Below are 12,451 nucleotides of genomic sequence, written 5' to 3'. Positions count from 1 at the left end.
TCTCAATTCTTCAGCGATGGTTTCTCTGTGGCCGAATAGTTGATACGCAGGGCGTTAGCCTTTCTTAGTGCCAGCTTCACCTCGTTTAATGTGCTCATTCGCACTTGTCTGTCGGCTTTAATAGATACCGTCATCTGCTGCAAGTCTTCGGGTAACATGCGATGACGCTCCTCAGTGATGTAGTCCACAAGGTCATCAGGTGTGACAAACTTGTCATTCAATTGGATGCGGACATTTCTTTCATTGGCCGTCCCACTAGTAGAAAGGGGAACGCCAATGTAGACATACGAAACGGCCGACTTCTTGGTAAGTCGCGTTAATTCGGTTCCTTGCGGCACACGATACTTCACTTTAAGCGTCACCTCACGCATGTGAGTGACGATCATGAAGAAAAACAGCACCGTGAAAATCAAGTCGGGAAGGGATGACGTGTTCAGGTTCGGCACGAAATGTTGTCGTTTTCTGAAGCTGATCATGGCTTGGCTCCTTCCTCGCTCGTCTGGTATGTCTCTGCAATCCGTTGCGGACACTGTTCTAAGATGACATTCCGTTGAGCCTCGTTGCATGCTTCGAATGCTTGCCCATATTGTTGGCGGGCCAGGCGGTTGCGCACGTTTTTATACGCAGTCATCAACTCGTTTTGCAGATTGAAGTACGTTTCGTATGCCGCCTCGGGTGATGCGCTTACCGATATGAGATGCTCTTTGCCTACTCTTGTGATGAATTCCTCCGTCTTGATGCGCAACTCGTCCCTGTTGATAGGCTGCCCATTGAGCAGTAACACATTGTCTGCCGTTACTTTCAGCTCCATCAGTTTGCCCTTATCTACCAAGCTCTCTTGTTCAATCTTTTCCTGCTGTGCCGGTGGCAACTGCCTGCGCAGTCCTTTATCCACGTCCATAGAGGTGGTTACCAAGAAGAATATCAGCAGCATAAACGAGATGTCGGCCGTTGAAGTGGTGTTCAGTCCTGGGATGTCATGTCTTCTTTTCCTAATCAGCATGTTCTCTTTTTTGCTTACGATAATATCTTGTCATGCCAAAAGCCACGGCCAAGGCAGCCGCTATCAATAGGAGGATGGAGGTGTTAATGAACTGGTCGGCCATGCGAAGGAGCATGCCGTCCGTGAAACTCTTTCCGTTAGTCATCAGCGGTTGTGTTGAACCCGATACAAATGTCAGGACGAAGACCATCAGCGTTCCGCCCGCCACACAGCGGCTGATTAGTGACGTGGGTATGCCATTGCTTACCTTTGACTCGCTGCGCCGACGTTTTGTTTCACGCAAGATTGACCAAACACCGATGCCAACGGTCGTGGCCAACAACGTATACATAAATAAGAGTAGGGTGGTAGTGAGTAAAGGTTCGTTGAAATCGGGGTTCTCAACGTACGGCTGGTCATATCCAATAAGATAGTAGAGGGCGAACAGGCAGGCCGTCAGAGCAGACAAAGCGTACAGCACCCACCTGGAGAGCTGTTCCGTTGAACGATGCTGTAGGTCTAAGTGCTTCATTTCGATAGTTTGTGTTTCATCAGCGCATCAAGCAATGTGATGGCCGACTCTTCCATCTGCGCCGTGATATGGTCTATTTTTGACAGGATGTAATTGTAAAACACCTGTAAGATGAGGGCCACGATGATACCAAAAATCGTTGTGATGAGCGCCACTTTCATACCCGCAGCCACGATGGTGGGACTGATGTCGCCGGCCATCTGTATCTGGTCGAACGTCATAATCATGCCAATGACCGTTCCTAAGAAACCCAACGAGGGAGCCATGGCGATGAACAGGGTAATCCACGAACAGCCTTTCTCCAAGTTGCTGGCCTGGACAGATCCATATGATGCCACCGAACGCTCAATGTTCTCAATCGGCTCATCTACACGGTTTAACCCCTCGTAGCACAGCGAGGCCACGGGACCGCGTGTTGTCTGGCACTGTTGCTTGGCTCCTTCCAAATCCTTGCTCTCAATCTTTGTGGTCACATCGGTCATGAATCGCTTGGCATCTATCTCTGACAAGCTAAGGTAAATGATACGCTCGATGCAGAACGCCAAGCCCAAGATGAGCACTAAGGCCACCAACGACATGAAGCCGGCGTTGCCTTCTATAAATTTTGTTTTCAAAAACTGATGCACGCCATTGCTTTCTGTGACCATGCCCATACTGTCGGTTGCGGCCTCCAGGTCTTCGTTCATCGCAGCCTGTATGACACTGTCGTTTTGCGCAACTGATATAGAATCTGCATGGCTGGGCTGTTGGGCTGACAAAGCCATGGTATGAGCAAAGATGAAAAATGAGGCTATAAAGAGCTTGGTAAACAATATTTTCATTTTCAAGTTATTGTTTCAAGGTGCAGACGGTACGGTCTGTTTACCTTATTTTATAATGAGGTCAAAGGTACGTATTTTGACTAATAACGCCAAGTGATGTTCTCATAAATATCTTTAAACGCCTTCAATTCGAGCGAATGCACAAGAACGGGATAGCGCTATTTTAGTAGAATCTGATAAAAAGACAGGCTGAAGGGCTGCGTGTATCTCCGCATTCAAAAGTAGGAATGTTTTATTTCGAGGGTGAAGAGTTGTCATTACGGGATAAATTAGATTTTCAAATCTGTTGATTAGATGTTGGCATTTGTAATCGTCTTATTATTAGCCTCTTACAAAGAAGTTTAATCTGATGGTTGATGAACGCTTGCTTTAGCCTTCAATGTCAATGACTTTGGTAGTTAAACTCAATGACTTTGGTCTTCAAACTCAATGACTTTGGTCTTCAAACTCAATGACCTTGGTCTTCAAACTCAATGACATTGTCTTTTTTCTAAAATCGGTTTAAATTCCAAGCACTTTGACTAAAAGTAGGAAAAATGAAAAAAGGATGGCCTTCAAGACCATCCTTCTGTGTGACTCCCGCGGGATTCAAACCCACAACCTTCTGATCCGTAGTCAGATGCTCTATTCAGTTGAGCTAGGGAGCCGTTAGCAATTCTCTTTTTGTGATTGCGAGTGCAAAGGTAAAAGGTTTTTATGTAACCGCCAAATCTTTTTCTGATTTTTTTTAGAACTTTCGTGAAAATAGGTGCAAAATGTCAGCTGGTGGGATGGATGCTGTCTGGCTTCACTTTTCGTCTACTTGCTCGTACAAATAAAAACGCCACCCGTAGAGGATGGCGTCTTATTTGACTTGGGTTTATAAATCTTACTTCTTCCGTATTGATGACCGTCTATTTAATCAAATCAACACTGCGTTTGAGGAAGGCGTCGAGTGATGCTCCCTTGAGCATGCCATTCTGCAGCAGGCCAAGGTCGATGAGTTGATGCACCACTTGGTTGTCCTTGGCAGCCTTGGCGATGACGGCCGTTTTCTTCTCTTTCTGCTCCTTGAGGGCTTTTTCTGTGTTCTGCAAGTCGTCTTTTTCTTCTTGCGTCACCTCTTCCGGCTTCTTCTTGTCTTGACTCTGGTGCAGTGCGGCCAAGCGAGCTTCCTGACCTTTTATCTCACTGAGTATCGGTTTCAGCTCTGCTTCGGTTGCCTTGTTGCTCTTGGCAAGAACGTCCTGAATGAGTCGGTGGTCGCTGTTCAGCACCAAGGTGTACATGTCGGGCATGCTACCATAGAAGGCCATGCCAGCCTGGAACTTGCTCATGTCCTTCATACGACGCATGTACTCGCTCTGTGTGATGACCAACGGAGATGCTGTTTCACCCAAAGGCTGAACTTCTACGTTGAACTCAACCTGGACCATCTTTGGCATTTGCGACTTGAATACTTGTGACAGATTGTCGCTTTCCTCGCTCGACAGTTTGTTTTGTTTGGCATCCTCCTTCACAATCAGACGGTCGATGATGTCGCCATCCACACGTGTGAATCGGCATTTCTCGAATTTTTGTTCATACATGGATACGGTGGCCACATCCAATTGTCCGTCGAACAGCAAAACATTATACCCCTTAGCCTTGGCAGACTCGATGAATGAGTACTGCTCATCCTTGTCGGTGGCGTAAAGATAAATCAGTTGTCCGTCCTTATCTGTTTGCTCATCCTTAATCAAGGTCTTGTACTCATCGTATGTGAAGAACTTCCCATCAACATCCTTGAACAATGCGAAGTCTTTCGCACGCTCATAGAAATCTTCCTGTGTGAGCATTCCGTAGTTGATGAAGATTTTGAGGTCATTCCATTTATCCTCATAGTCCTTGCGGTTTTCCTTGAAGATAGCCTGCAAGCGGTCGGCCACTTTCTTGGTGATGTAGGTGGAAATCTTTTTCACGTTCGCATCACTTTGCAGATAACTTCGGCTCACGTTCAACGGGATGTCCGGTGAGTCGATGACGCCATGGAGCAGCGTGAGGAATTGCGGAACGATGCCTTCTACCTGATCGGTGACATATACCTGATTGCTGTAGAGTTGTATTTTGTTTGGCTGCAATTCGATGTTCGACTTTACTCGTGGGAAGTAGAGAATGCCGGTGAGGTTGAACGGATAGTCAACGTTGAGGTGTATCCAGAACAAAGGCTCGTCCTGCATGGGGTAGAGGTTCTGGTAAAATTTCTTATAATCTTCATCTTTCAGCGTAGACGGTGTCTTTGTCCAAAGCGGTTCGGTGTCGTTGATGAGATTGTCTTCCTCGGTATCCACCTGTTTTCCATCTTCCCACTTGGTCTTTTTGCCAAAGGCGATGGGTACGGGAAGGAACTTACAGTACTTGTTCAGCAAGTTTTCGATGCGCGACTTCTCAAGAAATTCCTTGCAATCGTCATCTATGTAGAGCACGATGTCGCTGCCTCGGTCGGACTTCTCAACGTTCTCAATGGTAAATTCCGGGCTTCCGTCGCAGCTCCATTTGACAGCTTGCTCGCCATCGCGATAGCTTTTCGTGATGATTTCTACTTTCTTGCTGACCATGAACGCAGAGTAGAAGCCCAGACCGAAGTGTCCAATGATGGCATTGGCGTTATCTTTGTACTTCTCCATGAAGTCGTTCACGCCAGAGAACGCAATCTGGTTGATGTATTTGTCTATCTCCTCAGCGTTCATACCAATGCCTCGATCGCTGATAGTCAGCGTTCCTTGCTCTTTGTCGAGCTTGATACGAATGGTCAAGTCGCCCTCTTCGCCCTTGAAGTCGCCTTGTTTGGTCAGCGTCTTGAGCTTTTGTGTGGCGTCTACAGCATTGCTGACAAGTTCGCGTAAGAATATTTCGTGATCTGAATACAGAAATTTTTTAATGACGGGGAATATGTTTTCTGTCGTAACCCCGATGTTACCTTTTTGCATATAATGATATGTTAATTATTTTTCCAATAACATTAATGCAAATAATGTGCCAAAGTATAGTTAAAAATAAAGGAGCAAGACAAATTGAAGTATTTGGACCTTGCGCTTTGGTTGAATATCAACCCTGGCTCAAGCTCCATGGTGCACGAAATGCACCCGATAACTCCAATCTTGTCTTACTCCTCCTATTGTTGGATTGATGGGCCCTTGAAGGCTGCCGCATCCTTCCTAACCGATGGCCATGTCCTGTAAAATCTCACCCAAAGTGGGGTGAGTGTGGATGATGTCCTTCAGTCGGTCGAGCGTGATGTCCATGTTCATCAGTGCCGAAATCTCTTGCACCAATTCAGCGGCATGGGCACCGTAGATGTGGCAACCAATGATTTTGTTCTGTTCGTCAACAATCAGTTTCGCCATACCTTCAGGCTCTTCCATCGACAGGGCGCGGCCATTGGCGCGGTAGTAGCCTTTTCGAACCGTATAATTTAGTTCTCCGGCCTTACAAGCGTCTTCGGTCTTGCCCACTGAAGCAGCCTCCGGATGGGTGAACACGGCAGCAGGCATGATGTCGAAACGAATATTGTCGCTCTTGCCAAGGATGTGGTTCACAGCCCTGAAGCCTTGGAAAGTCGCAGCATGGGCAAGCATCTGACGGGCGTTTGTGTCGCCGATGGCATAAATGCCGTTGATGGAAGTTTCCATGTTGTCATCGACCAAAATGCCCTTTTTGTCGTAGGAAATGCCCATAGCGTCCAGATTTAGTGAATCCATGTTGGCCGCACGACCTGTTGCAATGAGGATGGTATCGGCCTCTACGGTCAGTTCTTTGCCTTTCCGCTCAAAGGTCACTTTACCTTCATGAATGCACTTCACGCCAGCTTGCAGGTAGAATTCAATGCCTTTCTTCTCCATGCACTTACGCAAACGCTTGGCAATGTCGCTGTCGAGCGTTGGCAAACATTCTTTCATGAACTCCACGACGGTCACCTTACTGCCGAAACTGGCGAATGCAGAAGCAAATTCCATCCCGATGACCCCAGCGCCTACGATGCACAGTTTCTCAGGAACGTGGTCGATGTTCAACAGTTCTGTCGATGTTACAACATTCGATTCTCCTCCCTGTTGATACACCAATCCCTCAATAGGTGGCATCTTTGCGTGTGATCCAGTGGCGATGATGATGTGCTTTGCCTGGTATTCTTCACCGTTGGCAACCACCGTATGGCGGTCTTTGAAAACGGTTTTGCCCCGCACCAGTGTGATGTTGGGCTGTGAAAGTAGAGTCTGCACGCCCTCTCTCAACTGCTGAATGGTCTGTTGCTTGCGTTCCATCACCAACTCAAACGCTGGTATGGACTCTTTCGAGGCATCGTGCGCTAAACACTTTGTCGGTATGCAACCACTGTTGAGACATGTGCCACCGACCTCCAGTTCTTCAAAAACCAGAACTTGGAGGCCGTTTTTAGCGGCATAATCGGCAGCCCGGTAACCTCCGGGGCCGCTGCCGATGATGATGAGATCAGTTGTTGTCATGGATGAGCTGTTGATAGGTGAGTATCGGATGTTTAGCTGCTTCCACATCATTCACACGCTTGACAGGTGTTTCGTGTGGTGCGCCCTTAACGATATCAGGGTTGGTCTTCGCTTCCTCTGCTATCTTGCGCATCACATCAATGAAACCATCAATGGTGTCTTTGCTTTCGCTTTCGGTTGGCTCTATCATCATTGCTTCGTGGAAAAGCAGTGGGAAATAGATGGTTGGAGCGTGGAAACCGTAATCTAACAGGCGTTTGGCTACGTCCATTGTGGTGACTCCCGTGCTCTTATCTTTCAATCCATCGAAAACAAACTCGTGCTTGCAGACCTTGTCAATAGGCAGTTCGTACACATCTTTCAAGCTATTCATGATGTAGTTGGCATTCAGCGTCGCGTATGGACCTACCTTCTTTACGTTTTCCCTACCCAGAGAGAGAATGTAAGTATAGGCTCTCAGGTAGGTTGCAAAATGACCATGATAAGGATGAATGGTGATGGCTGTGCCTGTATGGCCTTTCGCCTTGCAGTTGTTGGTGGGTAAAAAATCCACCAATTTCTCACAAACGCCAACCGGACCCGAACCTGGTCCACCTCCACCATGGGGCGTAGAGAAGGTTTTGTGCAGGTTGATGTGCATCACATCGAAGCCCATGTCGCCTGGTCTACATTCGCCCAAGAGCGGATTGAGATTCGCTCCGTCGTAATACATCAAACCACCACAGTCGTGGATGAGTTTGGTAATCTCGGGGATATGCACCTCGAATAGTCCAAGTGTGTTGGGGTTTGTCATCATCATGCCTGCGATGTCGTCACCCAAAAGGGTCTTGAGGTGCTCAACATCTACCAGTCCATCGGGTGTACTCTTCACCTCTACCACATTCAATCCGCATACGGCAGCCGAAGCAGGGTTGGTGCCATGAGCAGAGTCGGGCACGATGACCTTGGTTCTCTGATGGTCGTTACGACTCTCATGATAGGCCTTGATGATCATCAACCCCGTCAACTCACCATGTGCACCGGCACAAGGATTCAGGGTGAAACGTGACAAACCTGTCAGCTCAGATAATGACTGTTGCAGGTTTTCATACACTTCCTCGGCACCTTTCACCGTCTCAGCCGGTTGAAGGGGATGCAGATTAGCGAAGGCAGGGTGTGCGGCAATCTCCTCGTTGATGGGCGGATTGTATTTCATCGTACACGATCCCAAAGGATAAAAACCGTTGTCAACGCCGAAATTGTTCCCACTGTGATTGGTGTAATGGCGCACCACGGTCATCTCATCACACTCCGGAAGCTCGGCATCGGCTGTCCTTTTCAGTTCGGCGGGTATTTCATGGTGGCCAAATTGATTCTTGGGCAGACTGTACCCACGTCGTCCCGGATGCGACAACTCAAATATCAGATTGCTATATAGTTTATGATTCATGACACAAGTTCTATTAGTTTGTCTATTTCATCCTTGGTTCTCTTCTCGGTGACAGCCAGCATGAGCAGGTCGTCTCCAACCTGTATGCCTCCGAAGATGCCGTTGTCTATCAGTCGTTGTTGCAGTTGTTTGATGTCACCATCATACCGTACGCAGAATTCATTGAAGAAAGGCTGGTCGAAAGCCAATGAGAAATGGCCTGTCTTCACCAGTTCTTCGCACAGATAGTGAGCGCCGTCGTACGACAGTTGGGCTACTTCTTTCAGACCTTCCTTACCCATCAGTGACAGGTAAATGGTCACCCAAAGCGCCATGAGCGACTGATTGGAACAGATGTTCGATGTAGCTTTCTCTCTTCTGATGTGTTGTTCGCGAGCCTGAAGGGTCAATACAAACACGCGTTGGCCATCCTCATCGACGGTTTTGCCGACGATTCGTCCCGGCATCTTGCGCATCATTTTCGTGGTACAGCACATGTAACCCACATAGGGGCCGCCCCAATTCATCGGGATGCCCAATGATTGACCTTCGCCAACGGCGATGTCTGCTCCCAATTCAGCTGGTGTCTTCAACAAAGCGAGGTCTGCCGGATTACTGTTCATGATGAACAATGCTTTCTGCTCATGACATAGGTCGGCCACGCCAGTGTAATCTTCTACGATGCCATAGTAGTTGGGATACTGAACCACCACGCCTGCCACGCCGCCTTCCGACAGCTTCTGTTGCAGCTGTTGTTGGTCGGTGACACCCTCTTTCTGCGGAATTAGGTCAATTTCTATGTTCTGATAGTGAGCATAAGTCTTGACAACGGCCAGGATTTTAGGATCCACCGTCTCAGAAATCAACACTCTGTTGGCTTTCTTGTTGTTGGCCTTTGCCATCAAGACAGCCTCGGCTGTGGCTGTAGCACCATCGTACATGGAAGCATTAGACACTTCCATACCGGTGAGTTCGGCCATCATACTTTGAAACTCGAAGATGTAATGCAGGGTGCCTTGTGAAATCTCGGCTTGATAAGGTGTATAACTGGTTAGAAATTCAGAACGTTCTACCAGATAAGGCACTGCCGAAGGGAAGTACTTATCGTAAACGCCGGCGCCGGCAAAGCAGGTCAGTTGCTTGTTTTTGGCGCCCAGCTCATTGAAGAACTGACGAATCTCAAGTTCGCTCTTTGCTTCCGGCAGCTTGTATTCTCCCTTGAACCGCACTTCTTCCGGAATCTCTTGATAAAGATCATCGAGCGACTTGACGCCAATCTTCTCCAACATCTGAGCTACATCCTCTTCCGTATGTGGAAAAAACTTGTAAGTCATTGTATTTATTTGTTACAGAATTCTTCGTATTTCTTGGCATCCATCAGGTTGTCCAGCTCACTGGTATCTGACAGTTCTACCTTGATAATCCATGCACCGAAAGCATCTTGGTTAATCAACTCTGGTGTGTCTTCCAAAGCCTCATTCACCTCTACGACCGTTCCACTCACGGGAGTGCTGAGGTCACTGGCAGCCTTGACGCTCTCAACGGCACCAAAATCGTCGCCTGCTTCTAACTCATCGTCAACGTCTGGTAAATCCACATAAACGATGTTGCCCAATGCCTGTTGTGCATAATCGGTAATACCGATGCTGGCGATGTTGCCTTCTACTTTTACAAACTCATGTGACTCACTGTAATAGAGTCCTTCAATCACTTTTGCCATAATATGTTATATTAATTAATGTTATACTTTATAATTGCTTAACTGTGTTCTCCGTTCATTCCCTCATCGTTGAAAAAAGCGATTTGGGAAACGGTGACAGGCTTCCATACTCTTCGGACTTGTCCTGTTGATGGAAAACACCGTTGGGAGAAATCCACAGCCATGTCAGTCTTTCTTATAATGTTTGTCGTAGAATCTCTTCTTCACGACCACACACTTAAATGTCTTTTTGCGAATCTGTATTTCCAGTTCAGTACCTAATTTTGCATCAGGCTTGTTCACCAGAGCGAAGGCCACACTCTTATCCACGCTGATGGCATGGTAGCCAGTGGTTATCACTCCGACCTGTTTTCCATCCCTCAGAACGGCATAGCCATGACGAGGGATGGCCTTTTCTTGCAGCTCCAGACCGATTACTCTTTGTTTGACGCCTTCTTCTTTCTGCTTCACAATGGCCTCTTTGCCGATGAATTCTTCCTTATCCAGTTTGCAGAACATGCTCAAACCAGCCATGACAGGCGAAATCTCTGCAGACAGTTCGTTGCCGTAAAGCGGCAATCCCACTTCGAAGCGCAGGGTGTCGCGACAGCCAAGGCCACAGGGTACGCACCGCTTGCTTGCCATCAAGGCATCCCATGTATTAATAATGTACGCGTGAGAGCCGTAGATTTCAAATCCGTCCTCGCCCGTGTAGCCCGTACGACTGATGATAACATTCTCGCCGTCAACATCTACTGTTTTCGCTGTATAGAACTGTAGGTCTTTGCAATCCAGGTGCAACACCTCTTTCATCACGGCTTCAGCCTCGGGTCCTTGCACGGCCAGCTGTCCATAATAGTCAGAGCAGTGGTCAATGGTTACATCAAAACCCTCGGCGTTTTCGCGCATCCAGGCCACATCCTTATCGATGTTGGCAGCGTTGAAGACGAGGAAAAACTCGTTTTCACCCATCTTGTAAACCAACAGGTCGTCCACCGTTCCACCGTCAGGATAGAGCATCATGCCATAAAATACCTGATTGATGGGTGCACCTGCCACATCGTTGGTGAAGATGTGGTTGACATATCGTTCGGCATCTGCGCCTGTTATGTAAGCCTCGCCCATGTGTGATACGTCAAAAACGCCACAGTGTTGGCGTACCGCCTGATGTTCTTCGATGATGGACGAGTACAGTATGGGCATCTCAAATCCTGCAAAGGGTTGCATCTGCGCACCCAATGCCACGTGTTTGTCATACAAACAAGTTTTTTTATTTTCCATGTTTTTGATGTTTAAGTGTAGATTTTTCGTATTTTGTTTTCATTTCTTAGCAGTTTGTTGTTGGTGTCAAGTCAGGATGGTTGCATGGCAGTTTTCATTCAGCCAATATCAAATCAACCAACTGTTGCTTCTTCAGATTTCTGATGATGTCGTCCAAACGGTCGGGCAGGGCGTTGTCTATGGCCTGTGCGTTGTAAGGCACATGGCGCAGCTTCTTAAGGATGCCGTTGTCCAGGTCGCCCGTCAGGAAGTAATCGCCCATGATGTTGGCCTCTTTGATGACATTGTTTTTCAGTTCAAGTCGCACCTCCAGTTCGCCAACGCCTTCAATCCGTTTTTTGTGAACGATGGAGTAACGGGGATTGTTGCCGTATGTAAAATCGTCCGACAGGTAGTCTTGTTCAATCTCCTCGATACCCTTCACGTCATCGGCTGTCAGGGTAATTGTCGATGAGCAGAGGTTTTGGCGTGCAAAACGTTTAACCTCTTCGAGAGTAAGCGTGGTGTGATCCTTGAGCAGAGCGATGTGCTGGCGAATGCTCTGCACCCCTTTGCTGATGAGTTTTTCTTGGCTGGGCGTTATGCTGGCCACCATGTTTTGTATATTGGTGTCGTAGAGCATGGTGCCATGAACGATGCTTCGCCCCGGTACATGATAGAATGCGTTGCCAGACACCTTTTTATCGCCAATGAGAATGTCGTTGCGTCCACCCGAGTGGGCATCTACCCCCATGGCCTGAAGCATGTCTACCACGCGCTTGATGTATTGGGCGAATACCATGTTCACCTGGTCGTCGTGTGTGATGCAGGAGAACAGAATGCAGCCCTCGTCAACGTAGATGCAGCCACCTCCGCTTTTTCGTCTGATGAGGTGGATGCCTTTTTCCTGACAATACTCGGTGTTTACTTCATTATTGATGAGTTGGTTACGTCCAAACATCACCGTTGGCGGCACTTGCCACATGAAGAAACAATCCTCCGTACTGTCGATATGTCGTGCGATATATTCTTCCATCGCCAGGTAGAAGCTGGTGAGTCTGTTAGGTTCTGATACTTCGACGTAGACCATTTGATTGTTTAGGATTAGTTATTTCTGCATGCAAATATAATGAATTCTTGCAGATTAATTCAAGAAAATTCAATAAAAGTTTTTTCAATTTATCCAACCAGCAAGTTCAAAATTAATCATGAACCTAAAAGATTGCATTTTTTTGTGTGGAAAAGTACGGATGCTCCCTTGATGTTAT

The 12,451-nt window shown here is 47.5% G+C and carries 11 protein-coding genes and 1 tRNA gene; all 12 read right to left on the bottom strand.

Annotation, left to right across the window (positions count from 1 at the left end; translation table 11 throughout):
- Positions 1 to 2 precede the first annotated feature (2 nt).
- Positions 3 to 476, bottom strand: coding sequence for an ExbD/TolR family protein (locus HMPREF0650_RS04225; protein ID WP_004348597.1), 474 nt, complete (start codon positions 474 to 476; stop codon positions 3 to 5).
- Positions 473 to 1,003: an ExbD/TolR family protein gene (locus HMPREF0650_RS04220; RefSeq protein ID WP_004348595.1), complete on the bottom strand. Its 531-nt coding sequence runs from the start codon at positions 1,001 to 1,003 to the stop codon at positions 473 to 475. Before HMPREF0650_RS04220 ends, HMPREF0650_RS04225 begins: the two co-directional genes overlap by 4 nt.
- The gene (locus HMPREF0650_RS04215) at positions 993 to 1,514 is read right to left on the bottom strand and encodes a hypothetical protein (protein ID WP_004348594.1); all 522 of its coding nucleotides are present in this window, start codon (positions 1,512 to 1,514) and stop codon (positions 993 to 995) included. The genes HMPREF0650_RS04220 and HMPREF0650_RS04215 overlap by 11 nt, the downstream gene beginning before the upstream one ends.
- Positions 1,511 to 2,335: a MotA/TolQ/ExbB proton channel family protein gene (locus HMPREF0650_RS04210; RefSeq protein WP_040562412.1), complete on the bottom strand. Its 825-nt coding sequence runs from the start codon at positions 2,333 to 2,335 to the stop codon at positions 1,511 to 1,513. Before HMPREF0650_RS04210 ends, HMPREF0650_RS04215 begins: the two co-directional genes overlap by 4 nt.
- Before the next feature lie 573 nt (positions 2,336 to 2,908).
- A tRNA-Arg gene (locus HMPREF0650_RS04205) sits at positions 2,909 to 2,982 on the bottom strand.
- Between the two features lie 246 nt (positions 2,983 to 3,228).
- Complete coding sequence (gene htpG, locus HMPREF0650_RS04200; RefSeq protein ID WP_004348592.1) at positions 3,229 to 5,283, bottom strand: molecular chaperone HtpG; 2,055 nt, start codon at positions 5,281 to 5,283, stop codon at positions 3,229 to 3,231.
- A 228-nt stretch (positions 5,284 to 5,511) separates the two neighbouring features.
- Positions 5,512 to 6,816 (bottom strand): dihydrolipoyl dehydrogenase, encoded by a 1,305-nt coding sequence (gene lpdA, locus HMPREF0650_RS04190; RefSeq protein ID WP_004348591.1) that lies wholly within the window; start codon positions 6,814 to 6,816, stop codon positions 5,512 to 5,514.
- A complete protein-coding gene (gene gcvPB / locus HMPREF0650_RS04185) occupies positions 6,803 to 8,245 on the bottom strand; it encodes an aminomethyl-transferring glycine dehydrogenase subunit GcvPB (RefSeq protein ID WP_004348590.1) in 1,443 nt (480 codons plus the stop codon). The genes lpdA and gcvPB overlap by 14 nt, the downstream gene beginning before the upstream one ends.
- Complete coding sequence (gene gcvPA / locus HMPREF0650_RS04180; protein ID WP_004348589.1) at positions 8,242 to 9,558, bottom strand: aminomethyl-transferring glycine dehydrogenase subunit GcvPA; 1,317 nt, start codon at positions 9,556 to 9,558, stop codon at positions 8,242 to 8,244. Before gcvPA ends, gcvPB begins: the two co-directional genes overlap by 4 nt.
- 5 nt (positions 9,559 to 9,563) lie before the next feature.
- Positions 9,564 to 9,944 carry a glycine cleavage system protein GcvH gene (gene gcvH / locus HMPREF0650_RS04175; RefSeq protein WP_004348588.1) on the bottom strand — a complete coding sequence of 127 codons (381 nt, stop codon included), beginning with the start codon at positions 9,942 to 9,944 and terminating at the stop codon, positions 9,564 to 9,566.
- A 165-nt stretch (positions 9,945 to 10,109) separates the two neighbouring features.
- On the bottom strand, positions 10,110 to 11,204 hold the full coding sequence (gene gcvT, locus HMPREF0650_RS04170) for a glycine cleavage system aminomethyltransferase GcvT (protein WP_004348587.1): 1,095 nt from the start codon (positions 11,202 to 11,204) through the stop codon (positions 10,110 to 10,112).
- Between the two features lie 94 nt (positions 11,205 to 11,298).
- Positions 11,299 to 12,273, bottom strand: a complete 975-nt coding sequence (gene lplA, locus HMPREF0650_RS04165; protein WP_040562407.1) for a lipoate--protein ligase — start codon at positions 12,271 to 12,273, stop codon at positions 11,299 to 11,301.
- Positions 12,274 to 12,451: the final 178 nt, after the last annotated feature.

The sequence above is a fragment of the Hoylesella buccalis ATCC 35310 genome, from assembly GCF_000177075.1.
Lineage (GTDB): Bacteria > Bacteroidota > Bacteroidia > Bacteroidales > Bacteroidaceae > Prevotella > Prevotella buccalis.
This window is presented reverse-complemented; position numbering and strand designations above follow the sequence as displayed.